The organism is Thalassobium sp. R2A62 (genome assembly GCF_000161835.1).
Lineage (GTDB): Bacteria > Pseudomonadota > Alphaproteobacteria > Rhodobacterales > Rhodobacteraceae > Thalassobium.
The window spans coordinates 3,336,267-3,355,669 of record NZ_GG697169.2 but is presented as its reverse complement, the minus strand read 5'-3'; the positions used below and the strand labels follow the sequence as shown (position 1 = coordinate 3,355,669).

At 53.2% G+C, this 19,403-nt stretch carries 16 protein-coding genes and 2 pseudogenes; 10 read left to right on the top strand and 8 right to left on the bottom strand.

What is annotated here, in order from left to right:
* Positions 1 to 80: 80 nt before the first annotated feature.
* The 6 genes from TR2A62_RS16765 to TR2A62_RS16740 all read left to right on the top strand — a co-directional run bounded on the left by TR2A62_RS16765 (position 81) and on the right by TR2A62_RS16740 (position 6,177).
* Positions 81 to 947, top strand: a complete 867-nt coding sequence (locus TR2A62_RS16765) for a carbohydrate ABC transporter permease (protein WP_009160642.1) — start codon at positions 81 to 83, stop codon at positions 945 to 947.
* A gap of 1 nt (position 948) precedes the next feature.
* Positions 949 to 1,794 (top strand): carbohydrate ABC transporter permease, encoded by an 846-nt coding sequence (locus tag TR2A62_RS16760; RefSeq protein ID WP_009158139.1) that lies wholly within the window; start codon positions 949 to 951, stop codon positions 1,792 to 1,794.
* Between the two features lie 4 nt (positions 1,795 to 1,798).
* A complete protein-coding gene (locus TR2A62_RS16755; RefSeq protein ID WP_009157287.1) occupies positions 1,799 to 2,851 on the top strand; it encodes an ABC transporter ATP-binding protein in 1,053 nt (350 codons plus the stop codon).
* Between the two features lie 3 nt (positions 2,852 to 2,854).
* Positions 2,855 to 3,946: an ABC transporter ATP-binding protein gene (locus TR2A62_RS16750; protein WP_009158344.1), complete on the top strand. Its 1,092-nt coding sequence runs from the start codon at positions 2,855 to 2,857 to the stop codon at positions 3,944 to 3,946.
* Positions 3,947 to 4,562: 616 nt separating this feature from the next.
* Positions 4,563 to 4,880 (top strand): hypothetical protein, encoded by a 318-nt coding sequence (locus tag TR2A62_RS16745; protein ID WP_009160482.1) that lies wholly within the window; start codon positions 4,563 to 4,565, stop codon positions 4,878 to 4,880.
* Positions 4,881 to 5,175: 295 nt separating this feature from the next.
* Entirely contained in the window at positions 5,176 to 6,177 is a 1,002-nt protein-coding gene (locus TR2A62_RS16740) for a glycosyltransferase family 2 protein (RefSeq protein ID WP_009159563.1), read from the top strand.
* A gap of 81 nt (positions 6,178 to 6,258) precedes the next feature.
* Here the strand turns inward: TR2A62_RS16740 and TR2A62_RS18595 are convergent, their stop codons facing one another.
* Entirely contained in the window at positions 6,259 to 7,044 is a 786-nt protein-coding gene (locus TR2A62_RS18595) for an SGNH hydrolase domain-containing protein (protein WP_150103527.1), read from the bottom strand.
* A 395-nt stretch (positions 7,045 to 7,439) separates the two neighbouring features.
* Between TR2A62_RS18595 and TR2A62_RS17805 the strand changes: the two genes are divergently transcribed.
* The gene (locus tag TR2A62_RS17805) at positions 7,440 to 8,297 is read left to right on the top strand and encodes an NAD(P)-dependent oxidoreductase (RefSeq protein WP_223296135.1); all 858 of its coding nucleotides are present in this window, start codon (positions 7,440 to 7,442) and stop codon (positions 8,295 to 8,297) included.
* 1 nt (position 8,298) lies between these two features.
* The gene (locus TR2A62_RS16730; protein ID WP_009159725.1) at positions 8,299 to 8,904 is read left to right on the top strand and encodes a sugar transferase; all 606 of its coding nucleotides are present in this window, start codon (positions 8,299 to 8,301) and stop codon (positions 8,902 to 8,904) included.
* A 79-nt stretch (positions 8,905 to 8,983) separates the two neighbouring features.
* Here the strand turns inward: TR2A62_RS16730 and TR2A62_RS16725 are convergent.
* From TR2A62_RS16725 to TR2A62_RS16710, 4 genes and pseudogenes are all read right to left on the bottom strand, one after another.
* Positions 8,984 to 9,187 (bottom strand): annotated as a pseudogene (locus tag TR2A62_RS16725) (helix-turn-helix domain-containing protein); the annotation flags it as partial.
* A 152-nt stretch (positions 9,188 to 9,339) separates the two neighbouring features.
* Positions 9,340 to 9,865 (bottom strand): annotated as a pseudogene (locus tag TR2A62_RS18260) (transposase).
* 40 nt (positions 9,866 to 9,905) lie between these two features.
* On the bottom strand, positions 9,906 to 10,109 hold the full coding sequence (locus tag TR2A62_RS16715; protein ID WP_009159803.1) for a hypothetical protein: 204 nt from the start codon (positions 10,107 to 10,109) through the stop codon (positions 9,906 to 9,908).
* Between the two features lie 76 nt (positions 10,110 to 10,185).
* Positions 10,186 to 10,893 carry a hypothetical protein gene (locus TR2A62_RS16710; protein WP_009160568.1) on the bottom strand — a complete coding sequence of 236 codons (708 nt, stop codon included), beginning with the start codon at positions 10,891 to 10,893 and terminating at the stop codon, positions 10,186 to 10,188.
* A gap of 263 nt (positions 10,894 to 11,156) precedes the next feature.
* Between TR2A62_RS16710 and TR2A62_RS16705 the strand changes: the two genes are divergently transcribed.
* Positions 11,157 to 12,266 carry a polysaccharide biosynthesis/export family protein gene (locus tag TR2A62_RS16705; protein WP_040820909.1) on the top strand — a complete coding sequence of 370 codons (1,110 nt, stop codon included), beginning with the start codon at positions 11,157 to 11,159 and terminating at the stop codon, positions 12,264 to 12,266.
* 1 nt (position 12,267) lies between these two features.
* Here TR2A62_RS16705 and TR2A62_RS16700 read toward each other — a convergent pair whose 3' ends face one another.
* The 3 genes from TR2A62_RS16700 to TR2A62_RS17800 form a co-directional block, all read right to left on the bottom strand.
* Positions 12,268 to 14,184 carry a nucleoside-diphosphate sugar epimerase/dehydratase gene (locus TR2A62_RS16700; RefSeq protein ID WP_009159693.1) on the bottom strand — a complete coding sequence of 639 codons (1,917 nt, stop codon included), beginning with the start codon at positions 14,182 to 14,184 and terminating at the stop codon, positions 12,268 to 12,270.
* 524 nt (positions 14,185 to 14,708) lie between these two features.
* Positions 14,709 to 15,755 carry a hypothetical protein gene (locus tag TR2A62_RS16695; protein WP_009157724.1) on the bottom strand — a complete coding sequence of 349 codons (1,047 nt, stop codon included), beginning with the start codon at positions 15,753 to 15,755 and terminating at the stop codon, positions 14,709 to 14,711.
* Positions 15,752 to 18,109 (bottom strand): glycosyltransferase family 2 protein, encoded by a 2,358-nt coding sequence (locus TR2A62_RS17800; protein ID WP_009158500.1) that lies wholly within the window; start codon positions 18,107 to 18,109, stop codon positions 15,752 to 15,754. The genes TR2A62_RS16695 and TR2A62_RS17800 overlap by 4 nt, the downstream gene beginning before the upstream one ends.
* A 167-nt stretch (positions 18,110 to 18,276) precedes the next feature.
* Between TR2A62_RS17800 and TR2A62_RS16685 the strand changes: the two genes are divergently transcribed.
* Positions 18,277 to 19,403: AMP-binding protein (locus TR2A62_RS16685; RefSeq protein ID WP_083791085.1), on the top strand; the 1,127-nt coding region annotated here is incomplete at its 3' end.

Below are 19,403 nucleotides of genomic sequence, written 5' to 3'. Positions count from 1 at the left end.
GCTCTCTCTGATCGCGGCGCGCGCCCCCAAGTTTCCTAAGGGCTCCGAAACGGAAGTGCCCAAACGGCGGTGAAAGACCTATGCTCAAACCCAAACATTTCTTCCTGCTCCCCGCGCTCTTAACGCTGGTGGCCATTATCTTCTTCCCGCTGATTTTCACGGTCCGCGTCAGCTTTTCGAGCTGGGACGTCTATCAGGCGGGGCTCGATTTCATCGGGCGCAAGAACTACCTGCGGGTCTTTGAAGATGCGCGGTTCTGGGAAAGCCTGATCCGGCTCTCGGCCCTCAGCCTCATCACCGTAACCTTGCAATATGTTCTCGGTTTCGCCCTCGCCATGGCTGTGTGGAAAGAGGTCAAAGGCCAGCGGTTCTTCCGCGTGCTCTTTCTCATCCCGATGATGACGACGCCCGTTGTTATGTCGGTGATCTGGCGCACCATGCTGCACGAAAGCCTTGGGCCCACAAACGACATCCTGTCGATGATGGGGATCGGTCCTGTGCCGTGGCTGTCATCCGCGGCGGGCGCCTTTGTCTCCGTGGTGATGGTAGAGGTCTGGCAATGGACGCCATTCATGTTCCTGTTGATGTTGGCGGGGCTGGTCTCACTACCAAAGGAACCCTATTTGGCGGCCGCCATCGACGGCGCAGGCCCGTGGCGGACCTTCTGGCAAGTGACCTTCCCACTCATGGCGCCGATCTCCATCGGGGCGGTCATCATTCGCCTGATCGAGGCCTCCAAGATCATGGATACCGTGTACGTTCTGACCTCCGGCGGGCCGGGAACCGCCACCGAAACCCCATCCTACTACATCTACATCCGTGGCCTGCGTGACTTTCAGGTCGGATATTCGGCGGCCCTGTCGCTGACCTATTTGGTGCTGATGATCATAACCCTGACTATCATCGCCAAACTCCTGATGCGCTTTCTCGTCGGAAAGGACACCTAAGATGACCCGTACCTATCACACCGTCAAATACCTGTGCCTGTTGGGTTGGTCGATCTTCGTGGTCTTCCCCTTCCTGTGGGCGCTCTCCACCTCGTTCAAAGACGCCAATGCCGTCACCAGTGGTGCAACCTATATTCCGTGGCTGGAATTCGAACCCTCGACCCAAGGCTGGGCATCGCTCTTCGCCTCGGGCAGCCGCGGCATTAATATCGTCACGCCGTTTCTCAACTCGGCCACCGTAACAGTGCTGGCCAGCATCATCTCCCTGATGCTCGGAACGCTCGCCGCCTATGGGCTGAGCCGCTACCAGTACCGCGCAGGCTTCGTGAAGAACTCCGACATCACCTTTTTCTTCATTTCACAACGCATCATGCCACCCATCGTGCTGGCCATTCCCTTCTTCCTCATGCTCAAAGAAATCGGGGCGCTGGATACAATCGCCGGCCTCGTGATTGTCTATATCGCGCTGCTTTTGCCGATTGCCGTTTGGGTGATGATCGATTTCTTTGGCTCGATCCCGCGCGAATTGGACGAGATGGCGATGATCGACGGCTGCACACCCATCGGGGCCTTCTTTCGCGTGATCCTGCCCAACTCGGCCACCGGAATCGTCGTAGCGGGGATGTTCTGCCTGATCTTCGGCTGGAACGACTTCTTCTTCGCCTTCATCCTGACTTTCACCAAAACCCAACTATTGCCCGTGGCCATCGTGTCGCTCAACTCCTCGGTGACGCCGTGGTGGTCGCTCTCGGCCTTCGCGCTGATCTCGGTGACTCCGCTGGCGCTGGTCGCGGTTGTCGTTGAACGCTTCATGTCGCGCGGCTCGCTCGCAGGCGCATTTAGGTAACATCATGCTGAAACTCGAAAATCTCTCCACCCCCGACCCCAAAGTGCCGCTGAAATCACTCTCGGCCAATTTTGAAGCGGGCAAGATCTACACCATTTTGGGCCGCACGGGCGCGGGTAAAACCGAACTATTGCGCACATTGATTGGGCTCGACCCGATCAGCGAGGGTGCCATCCATCTAGATGGATCCGACCTCGTGTCTACGCCCATCCGCGCACGAGAAATGGCCATGGTCTACCAGCAGTTCATCAACTACCCGCACCTCGATGTGCTCGACAATGTGGCCTTCCCACTGCGCCGCAAAAAACTCGGCAAAGCCTTAGCCCGCGCCAAAGCTCGTGACGCGCTGGCCATCGTGGGGCTCGCAGGGTTTGAGACGCGTTTGCCTTCGGAATTGTCGGGCGGGCAGCAACAACGAGTGGCCCTTGCGCGAGCCATCGTCAAACACGCGCGCATCCTTTTAATGGACGAACCACTGGCCAATCTCGACTACAAATTGCGTGAACAGCTGCGCGAAGAATTTCCGCGCCTGCTGCATGAAAACGCCGAAGGAATCATCCTCTATTCGACTACGGAACCGGCCGAAGCCATGCAGCTTGGCGATGAATTAATCGTCATGCATGAGGGGCGAATCGTGGCGCAAGGCGACCCCGCCGCACTCTTTGATTCGCCGCCCAGCGTGGATGTGGCGCGCGTGATTTCCGACCCGCCAATCTCGATCTGCGCGGGCGAGATCCGCGACGGCGCGCTGCTGTTCTCGGACGGTTCCGGCGCAGGCGCAACGGGTCTCACCTTGTCCAAGGATGGCCCTGTGCAAATCGCCATCCGCCCCGACGCGCTCACCATCGGCGGGGATATTTTTGCGACAGTCAAACTGGCGGAGTTTTCTGGCTCCGACACCATCGTGCACCTGCAACTTCCCTTCGGCGAAGCGGTCATGCTGGTTGATGGCATCCACGAATTCCATCCGGGCAATCCCCTCGACATCATGCTTGATCCAACTGCGCTGCTGCTTTTCTCGCACACGGGCGCCAACATCACTGAAAGGACTGACTGACTGATGGCTGAAATTACACTCAAAGGCCTGGGGCATTCCTATTTCACCACTCCGCGCGGCGATGATGATTATGCGCTTAAACCCGTCGATCTGGTCTGGGAAGACGGTAAAACTTACGCGCTTCTCGGGCCATCAGGCTGTGGCAAGACTACGATGCTTAACATCATTTCAGGCCTGTTGAAACCCTCTGACGGAGAGCTTTTGTTCGACGGGAAAGACGTTACCGAGGCGGGCACCTCGGCCCGCAACATTGCGCAGGTCTTCCAGTTCCCCGTTATCTACACGACCAAATCTGTCCGCCAAAACCTAGCCTTCCCACTGGAATGCCGAAACTGGGCACCCGCGAGAATCGCCGACCGCGTCGCACATATCGCCGCGCTTTTGGAGCTTGATGACATCCTCGATGCGCCCGCTAGGAAGCTGAGCGCGGATCAAAAACAGCTGATTTCGCTGGGCCGTGGTCTCGTACGCGACGATGTGAGCGCGGTGCTGCTCGATGAGCCTCTCACCGTGATCGATCCCCAGATGAAGTTTAGTCTGCGCCGTAAGCTGCGTGAGATCAACCGAGCCACAGGGATCACGATGATCCTTGTGACCCACGATCAGGCCGAAGCCATGTCGTTCGCCGATGTGGTGGTCGTGATGAAAGACGGGCGCGTGCAACAAGCAGGTCCGCCCGAGGAGTTATTCGCGAGGCCGCAAAACGAATTCGTGGGCTATTTCATCGGCTCGCCCCCGCTCAATCTCTTCGCCACGCAAGCGCAAGACGCGGGGCTGTACTGTCCAGCTTTGGGCGTGAACATCACGCCGCCTAAGCAGATGAAAAATGATACGGCCAAGGTCGGGGTGCGCCCCGAGCATATTCACCTCAGCCAGGAGATCGGCGATCTGCCGCGAGCCACAATCAAGGCGATTGAAAACCTTGGGATCGATCGTGTCTTTAGTTTATGGACTGCAGGGGGTGAGCCGTTCAAGGTGAAATCTAGACGCCACAAACATCTCGTGCAGGGCGATGAAGTGGGTCTGACAGTTTCTCCGGATGATGTGTTGTTGTTCTTAGGGAGCCAACGCGTCGAATGCAGCCTGTCGAATTAACCGTTTGGAAAGCCATGGAATGGGGGCCTTGGCGCTCCCAGTCCATTCATAGATTACCTGCACGCGTTTGAGGCTGTAAGTTCAGATTTGGAAAAATTGATGCTATCAGTTTGTCAGGGAACCTCGCATGAGTAACCGGCCAAAACCAGGCGTTAACCGGGATCCAAGTTGCCACAACGCTACTTTAAAACCAGTCCGGTGATCATCGGTGAGCCTGTAGATATGGATGGCTTCTGGTGTACTGATCTACAGGTAAATCACCAGCTAACTCTAAATGTCGCCTTACAGACTGCTCTGAGGGCTTTGGATTGACCTCTTTTAGGTCCAGAAACTCATCGAAAACTTCGCTTAAAACGACCATGCGCTAACCTCTTGATTGGTTTGTTAAATCAAGAAGTAGTATGGTGCGGTCGAGAGGAACCAGACAAATCTGTAAGTATAGATTTTTAAAACTAAAATCTAGGACGCAAAACTCAAAAACAACCTCGTAAGGAACCCCGTAACACCACTGAAAAGACTTTACCAAACGTCAAAAAACGACCTCGAAAAGTCAGAAACGGACGAACCCTGAACAGTCACTCTGGGCATTGTTTTCGCAAAAGCCAAGGAGACAGTTTTGGACCATACTTTCAGAGAAGAAGACCGTGTTGTGATTGCAGAGTTCCACGGTGTTGGACCCTTGCGAGGAACAGTCATCCAAGCCGATGATGAACAGGTTGAGGTGCTGGTCGATGAGAAAGAAGGCAACAAGCACTGCTGCACAGTGTACTCCGAGAACTTCCGCCTACTGTCTCACGAAGGGACTGAAGAACCCCTGACAATCGAACAAGCTTTCGAAGCAGGGTTTCGTCTAGGTGAGCAACAGGGACGCGATCAAGGGTATGTCGGTGGATATCAGGATGGCAAAGTTATCGATAAGTCCGCCACCCCGTAGGGCTGGTTAGTCGCCAGTCCTTCTTGGGAAACGCAAATATGTTCGCAAGAGGATCCGGCGCTTCACCGAGATCAAACACAATGCCTTTATCAATCACAACAAAAGGGCCACTAGTCAAAACCGTTTGTCCGAACGGGTGACAAACCAACACAAAATCAAGTTATCCTCACCGCAAAGACTAGAAATCACGTTTGGGCCACATGTTGGATGGCTGAACAAAGACGCAGGGTCCCAAAGGTAATTGAGTTGGTCACAAAGCAATTGCAATAAACACCATAAGCATTCTACTTGAGGAATGGCAGAAAAAGCATTTTTCTTTTTCGTGCGTCCTGATGAGGATCAGATGGAAAATAAGACCAAGCGACGAATTGCAATAGGAACGATTACTCGAGGGCGGCCAGATTTGTTGGTTGGCTTGCTCGAAACCTATGTCCAAATAAAACGACCCAAGGATGACGAGATCGCCTTTATTGTCGTGGAAAATGAGGTTGAGAAAACACTTGGCTCCGTGATCGAAAACTTTGATGCGTCCGTGCCTGAACAGGTGATCTATGAGAGCGAACCCAACGGTGGGATCGTCCCTGCACGCAACCATGTTTTGCAGATCGCATTGGATCAAGGCTATGACATCCTTACGTTTTGTGACGACGATGAAAAAGTTTCTGAGACGTGGCTCGTCAATCTGATCGGTGGTTTGGACGAAGGCGGCTATGATCTGGTTTCGGGGCCTTTGATGCCCGAACCACTAGAGCCAAATCTGGGGATCTGGCAACGAGCACTGTATGAGTCTGCAACGCGGCGGATGAACGAAACTCGTGAAAAGAACAAAGACCCGATCATTGCGCAGGCCCAAGAAGCGGCGACAAACAATTGGGCATTCCGGCTTGATTTTGCGCGAAAGCATGATGTGCGTTTTGACATTAGCAGAGGCATGACTGGCGGTAGCGATACCAAGTTCTGCATTGATGTTCGTAGGCGTGGCGGGCGCGTTGGATGGGTGCCCAATGCACTGGTGCGCGACCGTATCCCCAGCAGCCGTCTGAAATTAGGGGTTCAATATCGCCGTACAAAGGGGCGGGCGATCAACAGCGTCATCCTGCGTGGAAAATCCAAAGGGCAGACATTGAAACGTGTGATTTCAAATGTAGTCGAAGCGGTCGTCTTGATGATTGGATCCATCGTGATGGGCCCCAAGATGTTTGTCAGAGCCGTCATGAAAATCGCGGATGCACATGGTCGTATCCTGTCATTTTTTGGCGGGGGTGTAGACATCTACGCGCCCGACAAATTGACCTGATTATTCCATTACTGGAATGCTGAATTCGCCGCCTTCTTTGATCCCCGAAGGCCATCGTCCTGTGACGGTATCAATATTCCCTCATTCAAGCAAACGAACGATATCAGCAGCAACGCGCCGTGCTCCAGAAACTGAAATATGATCATCGTCATAGTACATGGCCTGGCTATCGCGGATGGCATAACATAGGTCAGATTCACAAAAATGATCAGCTAGGTCAAATATTTTCACACCAGGATTTAAGTCTTGAAGTGATGCGTATACATGATCATTCAATTCTCTCCAATTAGCTACACTACGCGCACGAATATTGCTTTTTCCAGAATGAAATGCTTGCCGCAAATATGGTGTGATATCTCCCTCTAACGTCGGTGCCTGTAAAACTACGATTACATTCTTTCCGTTTTCTAATAGGTAATTAGCCAATTCAACAAGTGAGCGAGCAGTTTCAGATCCAGAATGCTCAGCTCGAAATGTTAAAATAACATTTCTAACACGCTGATTATCGTGCAAAAAACGCAGTCTATCCTCGTAAAATACACTGCAATATTTCTCAATGTCCTGTCGAAATCCTACTGCGCATCCACTTATTGTAAAGTGAAATAGAGATCGGTTCGACCTCCTTAACTCTTCGGCAACTGCGTAAGCCAACTCAACGCCGTGGCTATTGCCGTAAATGGCAACATCAGCGCTCTCTCCAAAATACTCACAGGATGTTTGGGCATCGAAAGTACTATTCCTGACGTAATGGCAATCTTCACGCATGGGGCTTCGATCTGCAGTGCTAACCAGCACTCTTTGCAATTCATTCAGCCGCCACTCAAACCCTCTGCCAACATGTCCAGCCAACCCAAGCGCTAAAAACACGCACTAACACAGCCACTTGCGACAAACACGCTGCGCCGTGTTTCGAGCAAAGGACTATTGCGTTTTCTAAACGGCTGCTCAATCCAGCGCCACGAGCCCCAAGCAAGTAACAGTGCTGCAACAGCCAAGCTGGCCATCAAATAATGTACTGCGCCTCTTCGTCGTTTCTGGATCCTGTCTTCAAAGTTAGATATATCTTGGCACGCTATCCAGCTTTGCCAGAATACTTCAGAATCCCAGATCAAGCCAATTTGTGCAACAAAGCCAGGGGGATGATTTGAATTCCATCTTGCTATTTAAGGCGACCATTGTGTGTTACATTATCTTAAATCCAACAGCAGGAGCGCTCTATAGTTGTGCAAAACCCCTTTAGTGATCCATCTTACCATCGACCATTGCTGATCGGAGCATCTAGCCGGATTGGTAAGATGGTGTTGAGATCGTGGCGCGAAGGTGACGGCACCTGTCAGAACTATCCCGCGCAATATCGCGCGACCTCATCCCAGGTGTGCCGATCTCAAGATTTGATTTGGGATATATCGGATGGACCTGCGGCGCTCATGGACTGGATTGCCGAATACGGAACCCTGTCGTCGTTCATCGTGCTAGCCGGTGTTACACCGGTCACGCACACAGACATGAACAACAACGTAAAATTAGCTGACGCCTATTTGCGTGCGGCACAGGAAGCTGGTATAAAACGTGTTCTCCTTTCGTCATCTTCGGCAGTTTATGGTGCTGGCATCGGACGACCTTTTGAGGAAGAGAGCCCGTGCAAACCCATAAATCCGTACGGCGTGTCGAAAAGGCAGATGGAAATACGTGCTGAAGCTTTTGGGTCTGCTGATTTAGAGGTCTGTTGCTTACGAATTGGCAATGTAGCAGGGGCGGATGCCTTGTTGTTGAATGCGCCCAAAACAATAGCGGACGGACCGATGATTATAGATTGCTACTCGAATGGGCATGGCCCACGTCGATCTTACATCGGCCCCAAAAGCCTTGGTGACATCCTTGCAAGGCTTGCGACGTATGACGGTCCTTTGCCACACGTCTTAAACGTTGCGGCGCCGTCGCCCGTTTATATGGATGCCCTTGCCGACGCTGCAAGCTTGCCATGGCGTCCACGAAATGCCGACACAAGTGTGCCGCAAGACATTGTGTTGAATTGCAGTCGTTTGATGAGCTTGCTAAACATACCACCTGAAGTTGAGGTCGCTTCCAAATTGATCTCCGAATGGAAAGAGAACACCTAAAATGCCTGTTAGGAAAAGACTTTACGACATTTTCATGGCGGTTGTATTCGCCGTATTAATTGCCCCGGTCTTTATTGTCATTGCGGCTCTTATTCTTGCCCTAGACGGTCGGCCGGTTTTCTATGTTTCCGAACGGATGAGATCCATGTCCGAGGCGTTCGGTCTAGTCAAATTCCGCACTATGCGGACTGTAAAAAAAGACAGTGGCGTTTCGGGGGGCGACAAGGCCGCTCGGATTACTAGAACGGGTCGCATTTTACGCCGGACCCGCCTAGATGAAACGCCACAGCTTTGGAACGTGCTGTTAGGTCATATTAGCTTTGTGGGACCGCGTCCGCCATTGCGCCAGTACGTTGAAAAATTTCCAGAAATCTATCAGGAAGTTTTGAAGTCGCGTCCAGGGGTCACTGGACTAGCATCAATCCGGTTCCACGCCCATGAAGAAATGTTGTTGTCGCGCAGCGAAAGCATCGACGAAACCGATGAGATCTATTCTCGTATTTGTGTACCGCGCAAGGCGCAGTTTGACCTGATTTACCAAAAAAACCGTAACATGTGTTACGACATTCGCATCATGCTCGGCTCCGTGTTCAAAAAACTGCGCTAAGATAGTCTGCACGGTTCGCGACACAAGCTGTCCGTCATCAGGGCTTTGGAACCAATGACGGCTTAAACTAAGAAGGGGTTTGGCTCATGTTATTGGTTTGATTGCGCCGCGTGCGCTCGAAAATCGCCTCAACACCGCCCTCATCAACCGCCGATTTGTAGCGGTAGAGGTTGTCGGGCGACATGCCCATGACCTGGCTAGCTTTTGACAAGTTGCCCAGTTCCTTGGCCAGGTTCAGTAGGCCGGTCTTGTCGTTAATGATCTTTTCAGAAGCATTCAACATCGTGGTTTCCTTTCTATGGTTTGGTTTGCACCACCATCAAAACGAACAACCAACATCTCATTCAAGAGATGTGCCGTTCCCATTCCAGCTTGCTGGGAAGGGGACGGTGTCAGATCACATCAATATTAATTCACATGAACGGCGGTGAAATTCTACGTACTTCGCATGCTCCAGAATCGCTGCATAACCAGTTCTTGTCGTCGAAACGGCAGGTGCAAATTCTCCGCCCGATCATTCAGCCAGCGGCCAGTTCCCCGCTTGTCGACATCCTTTAGTCCCGCGCAGTAGGATCCGGGTTTGTCGGTCACAAATATGTGAGCGTGACCGCTCCGCTTCATTGATTACTTGAGGAATTTCAATGCTGCTTCGCGTTTCCGGCACCTTGTGATGAAGGCCTCCAGCACTTTAACCTCGTGATCAAAAGCGCGCCACAGGTCGTGCCGCTCACCGTTAATGTTCATGAACACCTCGTCCAGATGCAAATTCCAGTTCGAGTAAGCTCGTATTCGGCTGACCCGCTGTTTTGCGGATCTCTGCTGCTAAGATAGGGGCAAATCTATTCCACCAGTACCGCACCGTCTAATAGCTGATGTCGATACCGTGCTCGTTCATCAGTCCCTCGACATTGCGGAGCGAAAGTGGAAATCGCCCGTACACCAAGACCACTAGGCGAATGATCTACAGGATGCAGTGAAAGAACTTGAACTGGGTTTTTCAATCAAATGCCGAAGCTACGAAACCACCCTGCTTGCCTCAACCAGTATTCCTCTGACAGCGCACCCTCGTTGTAATAGATGATCGTAACGTTACCATGATTCAGGCCGAAATCACCATACTCGTTGAACGGGTTAGTTGTATTTTGACCCACATCAGAGAACCCGCCGGCATCATGAGATTGCGCCATCCCAAGACCGCGCAGCATTTCGTGGATGATCAGGTTGAAACGGTTGCCCCAAACGTAAGTTTGTCTCCCGCGGCGTCATCCCATTCATCGGCGTCTAAAATGCCTTTTCCTGCACCAGATGTTCCTTGCGGGTTGAAAGCCAAGGAAGGCCTGCATCAAGCTGATTGTCATCGATGACAAAGATAAAATCGGCAGAAGCTGCGTCATTCATTGTGTTGAAGGTCAGGCTGATGAAGTTCTCGATTGGCTCAAGCGCCAGCAGGAACTGTTGGGTCTCGTACGTACTCCAAGCCTCAGCAGCGTAAGTCACGTTGTCGACCGTGTCGAAATAAGAATAGCCGGCCGTCGTAAGGAAAACGTTCTTAGTGCAGCTTCCCGTGACACCCAGTATGTTCGCACCCGAATCAAGCATAGAGAACAGATCAGCCGTGCTTGGCACATAGGCCTGAACCTCGACTTCATAATCGCCCGATCGCTGATAATTTTTCGCCACAATAATGTAGCAATTATCAGTGAAAGCCGCCGTCAGCTCGATCTGCGAAGCGTTTTTGGAAAATTGAACACCGTCGATTTCATCATTTAACCAAACCAGCACAACAAAGTCTACATCTATGAACATGCGCGGATCGCCGGATACCTTGATCAGGTAAGGTTCACCCTCAGCGGCGTCGATTGCAATCCGATCCACCTTACCTGTCGGGCTGGGCGTGCCTTCGAATGTATCACCGTCATCCATGTTGTTCAGCGTGTCGTATTCATCCGGTGCCAGGGTCGTCTCGCATAAGGAAGCTGGCATCAGCACGACTTAAAGGAGTTCGAAGATTCAACAGAAAACAAATTATGCATGGCAGATCTCTCGATTTGGCTAAGAGCTGCGGTGGAGCGCACTTTCAAGTGGTAGTGGCCGTTGTTGCAACGGTTTTGTCCTCGATTGAGCGGTTTTTGGCGAATAAGTCGCACCGATTTCTTTGCACCTTGCCCAAGGCAACTTATCCTCAACTTTCTTGCGCCTTTGGGCTTTCATGACTCCGTCCCGAAACGTATAAGTATATATTGGAGAATATTATGCTGCGACCATTAACTGTACTCTGCTCCTTTGTATTGATGACGGCCTGTGCGGCAGTCCCGCGCGGCGCTGGATTACAGTCCGAAGTCCTTGCCGTTGACGATAGTGCCCCCGAAGCCGCACTCCCCGAATTTGCTGTTGAAGTTGTCACTCGTGACAACCTCGTGACGTTTTTGCGTTGGCCCAAGGTTTCAGATGAACATTACAATTGGATCAGCCGCACGGATCAGCCCAACAACCGGATGATCCGGCCTGGTGACACGCTTACGGCCACGATCTGGAGCACGGAAAACGATGGTCTTCTGACAGGTCCAGGCCAAAGGTTCATCACCCTTCCCGACAACCTCGTATCGTCGTCTGGTCTTATCTTCCTCCCCTACATCGGTAACGTGAAAGTCTCCGGCATGAGCCTCGAACGCGCCCGTTCCCTGATTGAAGAAGCCTATTCTGCCGCCCTGCCCGCGGTTCAGGTGCAATTGCAAATGGCCGAAGGGCGCGAACAAGCGGTGAGCCTTGTAGGTGGTGTCAGCTCCCCCGGTACGTTCCTGTTGCATGATAGCGATTTAACTATTCTTCAGCTCATTGCTGATGGTGGTGGGATCTCCGCTGCGCTGTCCAATCCTCAGGTGCGCCTCCACCGCAATGGCACGATCTATGGTGTGTCGGCGGCTCGCTTGCTCGCCACCCCACACCTCGACACGATTCTGCGCGGTGGCGACAAAGTTATTGTCCTCAATGAGGCCCGCACGTTTCTGTCTCTCGGTGCCGCTGGGTCCGAAGCCGTACACAACTTCCCGACAGATGCCGTCACGGCTCTCGAGGCTCTTTCTTTAATCGGTGGCGTGTCCGACACCCGCGCTAACGCGCAAGGCATCTTGATCCTGCGCCGCTACCCCTTGTCTAAGGTCACGGCTGACCGCTTCGGTCCAGACCACCCCCGCACCGTCTTTACGCTTGACCTGACGTCAGCGGACGGGCTGTTCTCTGCAGATCAATTCCTGATCCAGCCAGGTGATCTGATCTATGTCACAGAAAGCCCGATGACCGCCGCACAATCGATCTTCAGTCTGATGGGCTCAGTGCTCCGCCTCAGCAACGCGCTTAATTGATCTAGGTGTTTGGCTGCCTGTGAAGCACTTCCACGACGGGGTGGCTCAGCGGCAACCAACGGCGCAGAACCTCAATCGCGCCCTCATTCGATCCCGCATCCAGCGCATCGCCAAGCGCTTTCAGCGCGCTTGCCATTTCAAGCTCTGACAAACAGTCCTCCGCAGCGCGAAGGATTTTAGGATGCGTCGTAGTCTCTAACCGATCGGCAGAAGTCGCCAATTCCTCATGCAGCTTTTCGCCTTTGGACAACCCTATCGACACGATTTCGATATCGCCCTCTGGATTAGCGGTGCTGCGTACAGAATACCCCGCCTGCTCAATCATCTGCTCAGCCAGATCAAGAATGCGCACCGGCTCCCCCATATCAAGCACGAAAAGCTTGCCCCCCTCGTCAAACATTTCGGTCAACAACACTAAACGCGCCGCCTCACTCAGCGTCATAAAATAGCGCGTCGCGTCTTTATGGGTTAGCGAGACAGGTCCACCCCGCGCGATCTGCTCGTCAAACAACGGAACCACAGAACCGGATGATCCCAGCACGTTGCCAAACCGCACAATCGAGAACCGCGTCCCCTCACCGCTGCGCGTACTCAGGTCTTGCACCACCAGTTCCGCCAACCGTTTGGACGCGCCCATGACGGAGCTTGGGTTCACAGCCTTATCCGTAGACACAAGAACAAACCGCCTGACATTAAGATCCCGTGCAGCCTCGGCCACAACACGGGTCCCAAACACATTATTACGCAACCCGGCGACAATGTTTTTCTCGACCAGAGTGACGTGCTTATACGCCGCCGCATGAATGATCACATCGACCGCCTTGTCCAAGATCGCACAGCGCACAGCAGCGCTATCCAGCACCGAACCAAGCACTAAGTCGATCTCGACGCTGAGGCCCATTTCATCAAGCTCTCGCCCGATCTGATAGAGCGCGTATTCCCCGATTTCATACAGAACCAACCGCTTTGGACCACATGACAAAATCTGGCGCACCAGTTCCGCTCCGACCGACCCACCTGCGCCGGTGATCATCACACAGCGCCCCTCATAGAGCCCCGTCAGCCCAGCCAAATCAGAATCGAGGCCAGACCGGTTGAGGAAATCCGCAGGGTTTACAGGCTGTATCTTCTGCAAGATATTCGCATTATCGACAAGCGATGCAAACGACGGGAGCACGCTCACGTCGCAGCCCATTTCTGTCAACCGCCGTGCGATCTGCGCTTGCTTGGGGCGGCTGATGGATGGCATCGCCAACACGACCCTATCCACCAAGAGGTCTTTCACCAAGTTCTCAACTCGTGCCGGGGAATAAACGCGCAGCCCTGCAACGGTCAGGTTGTTTAGCGTCGGGTTGTCATCTATAAACCCCACAGGCATCATCGCATTATCATGACCAAGGGCAGTGGCCAATTGCACACCTGTTTGCCCTGCCCCGTAGATCAAGACGCGCTGACACAAGCGCCCTCGCCGATAAACACCGACCAGCACTTTGCGCATCAAAATGCGAACACCAACCAACAGAATCAACAGTACCATCGAAACCAGAACCATCGTCTGGAAAAGTAAGCTGCCCTTAAACAGCAAAAGCGACCCGATCCAGCCTACGAAGCCTACGCCAACCGCATGAGCCACAGATCGCCAGATCCGGCGCAGTTCATACACATTCAATTTGATGTGGGCCAAACCCAGTGCGTAGGAAAGAGCTACAGACGTGGCCGACATCACGACCGTTAGGCCCGCGAACCAGCCCTCCGATTGCATCGGCCCACCAGACAGGATGCCTCCAAACAGCACCGACACCGCAAAAACAGCTACCAGCACCACCGCCCCGTCCACAAACAAAAGTATCGTGACCTTCTGGCGTTGTGACAGGTTCGTTACTTTGGTGAACACAGTTTCTTTTAAACCATTCAACATCAAACCCCGAATCGCGTGTCACATTGACCCATACTTTCGAATGGATCAATTGTCTCTTTTTTACAAACTTACACGATGTTGTGAGAGTACGTCGTGCCAATCACACGCACTGTTCTGATCGCGGGATTAGAACGGCGAGGGCGGTGCGGTCAGACGAATGCGAACCCGTCTCTTCCAGAACAGTGACGCTGCGATTTATGCCGCGCAGAAACCACGCCACTCGGCAAGAGCAGCCGCGCGGTTAAGCTTAAAGTGATGTCTGCTGAAGAGGCTTCTGATAGGCTGGCCGCACGATGAATCCTATTGGCGGATACGTTCGCAGGTTGGCTACACGGTGGCTAAGGCGCTCAGAGAGGCGATGATCGAACACGGGTGGATCACTCACACGATACAGGCCGAGAGGGGCGTCCCCGGCCAAGTGGGACATTTCTACTTTGCGGAACGACGGACATTCCAACTTGGTTGCAACAAGCGGTAACACCAGCCGTGTCGATCACCCGATGTGCAACCGAGTCTGTCAGTGCTTAATCATCAGCCCGTTCCGGCCAATGCAGATTGGCAAATTCCGTTAACCCACAGTCATCAAAATACCTTCGCACAACATGGTCTTTGTAAAAAGCCTCTACCTCGGATTGATCGCGCCCCGAATAGGTCGACGTTTTTTTCCCGTTTGCCTTTACGATGCCATCCTTCAAATCGCTCAATAGCTTTCTGGATTGGCCATTGTTGGGCACCTTTCCTTTCAGCAGATCTTCAAACCGAAAGAAGGGGAAATACTCGGTGATGGTTTTGGAAAACGTCAGCCAGAAGTCGCTATCATGTACCAGCAGAAAACTTTTGAAACGATCAATCCCTGACATGGACTGCCACACCCGATCTTCTGGCTTTGGTTTGATTTTCGTGGCTTTGAAATGCATCATCGATGCGGCCTGATCATAGGGGTGGCGAATAACGGATATAATTTCGATCCCCATAGACCGCATTTTGCTCAGCTCGTTGGGGTCATCCACATGGCCCACCATAAATTCACCCGGGCGGATCAATCCGGCAACGGCGGACGCGGGGCAGGACACAAGGCGCGCGTTCGGGTCCCAATGAATTTCATCGCTCGGGACGCCGCGATTGTCATGGAAATGCTGCGAAGCCAGATGCAGATGAAGCGGGGTATACCCTGTTTCAATCAGCGCTTGCGCCACCAAATAGGTGCCGGCCTTTGCCACAGTGTTCACAAAAACCCGAGGGCGGCGTTTTGCCTGTTCCGGCCCCTGTAACGGCCCTAGGGAAAAGACAGGTTCCAGAACATGTTCGCCGATTGTCGAGGGTGTAAAAAGCAGTTTCATGTGGCCGCTTTCCTTGAACGTCGATGTGCGTTTCCAAAGAATGGAAAAGATGGACAGCGTGCCGTCCTTGAACGTGTAGCTGTGTTCGTTTGGATGTTTGTAGCCGCGGATTTTTCCGTTTTCGCCAAAACTCATGTACCGATAGGGCGCATGACCCATAAGACCGAACCTGAACACCGTGCGCGTCAGCTCGGTTTTGGTCGACGGCTCGATGGGGGCGTGCTCACTCATCTTCCGCTAAGCCGTTTCCATCCCCGCCTTGCAACGCGCAGCGGTGCGCTCACTTTCCAGGAAATGCTGTTGCGCATGTAGTCAAGTTCGTTGATGTGCTCTTCAAGGTCGCTGCGCATCCGGTTCAAATCGTGGATGCTGACCTCGGCCATGTCGCCCAAACGCTTGTATTTCGTCTTGATCGACGACGCCACCGGAGCGTCCGCGCCAATCGCGCCTGAATAAACGCCCGCCTGACAGATTGCTTCAATGTAGTCCGCCGGAATGTCCACTTCGTCGGGTTCCGCCTTTTCAACGGCGGCTGTTTTCCACCGCTCACGCGGGTCATCCAGATTGCGCGCTTGAAACACGTCGGCTGCATTGTCGCAAAAAATATCAATTATGCGCTCACGTTCCGCGCGGGTGAAGATTGGGCCGCGCTGTGATGTCGGTTTTGTCAGGTTGAAAAACGTGCGCAACAGGTTTTGACGGCTGGTTTTGTCGGTGACGGTCAGACCCAACATGCGCGCCACGTTTACCTGCGCGTTACAGCTGGCCGGATATTTCGTCCCGTCCTTGATGACCAACGCATCTTTGTCGTAGGTCAAACCACACAAGTCCAGAAAGGCATGGGTCAGATCATCATGCTCAGTCAGCGCGCGTTCAAATTCCAAAATATTGCAGGGCTGGCCCGTTGCCTCTTCGATACCCGCAACAATGTCGCCGAAGTGCAGATAGGTCGCGTTGTTTTCCAAAAACTCGGCGGGGGTTTGATAGCCGATATCGTTTCCGTTGCTCACAAGCTCGCCGTAAAAGGACTGTAACCAAGAATCCGGGCGTCGATACATCGCGACAGAGCGGACGTTTCCGATTTGGCGCAGTACGTTATAAACCTCACGGATGCTCCGCGCGCGCTGGCGCTTTCGGGACTGCGGCTGGCTCAGGTTTTCGTTGGAAATAATGACCGTCTTACAGCCTGAATTTGCGATCTCTGCCTTAAGCTCATCCAGAACGGTTTTGTTTTCTTTGAAAATGGCGGTGATCAGCCTCTGGTGGCCAGGCAACCCGGTTCTTTTGACAGATGTGCTGTTCGGATTACATCCCAGACCGGTTTCAAGAAACAAAATACCCTCGGAGATCAGGTAGGCGCGATTTGCGTCCAACTGCTGCTGAATATGCGTCGTCCCTGTCTTATGAAGACCGAAATGCAAAATGATCTCTACCGGATCGTTTATTTTTGGGGCGGCGGCCGCTGAAAGTTCAACTGTCTCGGGCCGCTCAAGGCATCGCAAAACAATCTCACGGGCGGTTTCGTAGTTCCTGTTGGCGACCGCATTGATAAACCCGTAAAGATCTTTTGGGTTAATCTTGCCGTTCTTTGTGGCCACCTTGTCGTATCGTGGGTCTTGGGCCGTAAAGCCGATCATGACATCAGCCTCTGTGACCTTAAGGCTTGCAAACAGTTCGGTCAGTGTTTCGGTGACGGCATTGCTTTCGACGTCGTCCGAAAAGCCAAAGGCGGAAAACCAAGGCGAATTTTCGTTCTTGGTAATCATGAAACAGACCTGACGTGTAAATTCACGCATCATCCAGTAGCGCGCGTCAGGGCGGGGTGCGGACTCCCAGCGGGCCAGACACTTTCGAAGAAGATTGATCTTCAGGTCCCGCTCGGTCTTGGTTTTCAAAGAGGTCGTGATCGAATTTTTCCGCTTACGCCACGCGCGAACGGGCTTGCCCATAATCGCCAACCGATCCGCAGCCAAAAGCATCTCGACCACAAAAATACGGTCTTCGAATTTGACCTGTTCCTCGTCAAACTTGACGCCCTTTTCAGCCAGAAACGCCGCGCGATAGATGCTCGACCAGCTTGATTCAATCGCGAAACCGGCCTTGATGACGTCTTCGCCTTCGTAAACGCCCCGCGCGTCCTCTCCTAAAAAGACAGAGTCCGTGTGCAGGACGTGGCCTGAATATCTGTTGATAAACGTAATCGCAGCTTGACCATGGGTCACATCCGCGCTGGATGTTTGGGCAGTTTTCAGCTGAGCATGCAGCCCGCCCGGCAAATAATAGTCATCTGCGTCCAGAAACCCGATGTACGCGCCACGCGCGGCCCGAATCCCTGTGTTGCGTGACGAGGGAAGACCACGGTTCTCTGCGTGATGTTCAACACGGACAAAATCAGGAAAACCCAGACCGTTAAAATAGGACTGTTTGAACCGGCCGGGGTTGTCGTTAACGATAATGATTTCAATATTATTGATATGTTGTGACAATATGGACGACACCGCCGCTTCAATAAATGCGGTTTCATTGTAGAATGGCACAACAATCGAGAGAGCAATTTCCCCGTCAGAAAAACCTAGGTCTGTCATGTGTCCTTTCCAATAATCGTAAGTGCACTTGTACTGAGTGATTGCCACCTTACAGACGTGACCGCAAGGGTGCGAACCTCCATCCCCGCTGTCCTGCCGCTTTCGCAGTTGTACGGCCTTGGCGCATTTGACAAAAGACCAATGAAGAACCGCTAGGGCAACACATCATGACAAAAACCGGTTTCTCGACATCTTGGCGAACATGGCACGACTTTGATGCGCGCGTCCGCGATAGCGGTGAAAAGGACGCGATGACCGTGCAAGGCCGCACCTATTCGTATACCGACCTTGGGGACCGTGTCACGGCCATTGCAAACGCGATCTGCGCGCATGAGGCACCGCAAACAGCCCCCGTTGCTGCGATCTTTGCCAGCCGCAAGGCAGACACCTATGCGGCCATTCATGCAGCCCTGTCGCGTGGGTATGCCTATGTCCCGTTGAACCCGAATTTCCCTGCGGAACGTAACCGCTATATCCTCGATCGCTCTGGTGCGTCGTTTGTGATCCATGCGGATGATGACGCGGCTGAAGTTGACCGGATATTGTCTGCGCGATCCGACTTTGACGACCTGCCCGCGCCCGGCAGAATTGTCGCCGACCACGCGACATCGGCCGCGCCGCCGTCGCCCGCAATCCACGACAATCCCTATGCCTACATTCTGTTCACATCCGGCTCTACGGGTCGTCCAAAGGGCGTCCCGATCAGACACGCCAACCTTGGCGCCTATCTTGATGCGGTTTTCAAAGTGGTCGACTACGGCCCCACAGATCGCCTGTCGCAGAACTTCGATCTGACCTTTGATCTTAGCGTGCATGACGTTTTTGGTGCGGTGCGTGCAGGCGCCCACCTGATTGTCCCGTCTGATCAGGACTTGGAACGGCCCGCGCAATACATCGCACACCATAAAGTCACATGCTGGTTCTCGGTCCCCTCTCTCGCCCAGAAAATCCGAATGCAGCAGGACCTCAGACCCGCCCCATTGGAAAGCCTGCGCGTTTCGCTGTTCTGCGGAGAGGCATTGGCCGTTGATCTTGCGCGCGAATGGGCGGCCGCGACGCAACAGCGCGTGGAAAACTGGTACGGCCCGACCGAAGCCACAATCGCCGCAACCCGATTTGTGCTGCCATCCGATCCAGACCTGATCCAAGGGCACAACAACCTTGTCCCGATCGGGGCAGCCCTTCCGGGAATGGAAACTGCCGTGGATCAAAACGGTGAACTTTTGCTGATGGGTCCCCAGCTGGCTGACGGGTATCTTGAAGACCCCGAAAAAACAGCCGCGGGCTTTGCGTC

Excerpts from the sequence above, each read along its gene's own strand:
- TR2A62_RS16765 (WP_009160642.1), top strand. The coding sequence starts at position 81 with ATGCTCAAACCCAAACATTTCTTCCTGCTCCCCGCGCTCTTAACGCTG.
- TR2A62_RS16760 (WP_009158139.1), top strand. The coding sequence starts at position 949 with ATGACCCGTACCTATCACACCGTCAAATACCTGTGCCTGTTGGGTTGG.
- TR2A62_RS16755 (WP_009157287.1), top strand. The coding sequence starts at position 1,799 with ATGCTGAAACTCGAAAATCTCTCCACCCCCGACCCCAAAGTGCCGCTG.
- TR2A62_RS16750 (WP_009158344.1), top strand. The coding sequence starts at position 2,855 with ATGGCTGAAATTACACTCAAAGGCCTGGGGCATTCCTATTTCACCACT.
- TR2A62_RS16740 (WP_009159563.1), top strand. The coding sequence starts at position 5,176 with ATGGCAGAAAAAGCATTTTTCTTTTTCGTGCGTCCTGATGAGGATCAG.
- TR2A62_RS16730 (WP_009159725.1), top strand. The coding sequence starts at position 8,299 with ATGCCTGTTAGGAAAAGACTTTACGACATTTTCATGGCGGTTGTATTC.
- TR2A62_RS16715 (WP_009159803.1), bottom strand. The coding sequence starts at position 10,109 with ATGCTGCGCGGTCTTGGGATGGCGCAATCTCATGATGCCGGCGGGTTC.
- TR2A62_RS16705 (WP_040820909.1), top strand. The coding sequence starts at position 11,157 with ATGCTGCGACCATTAACTGTACTCTGCTCCTTTGTATTGATGACGGCC.
- TR2A62_RS16700 (WP_009159693.1), bottom strand. The coding sequence starts at position 14,184 with ATGTTGAATGGTTTAAAAGAAACTGTGTTCACCAAAGTAACGAACCTG.
- TR2A62_RS16695 (WP_009157724.1), bottom strand. The coding sequence starts at position 15,755 with ATGAGTGAGCACGCCCCCATCGAGCCGTCGACCAAAACCGAGCTGACG.
- TR2A62_RS17800 (WP_009158500.1), bottom strand. The coding sequence starts at position 18,109 with ATGACAGACCTAGGTTTTTCTGACGGGGAAATTGCTCTCTCGATTGTT.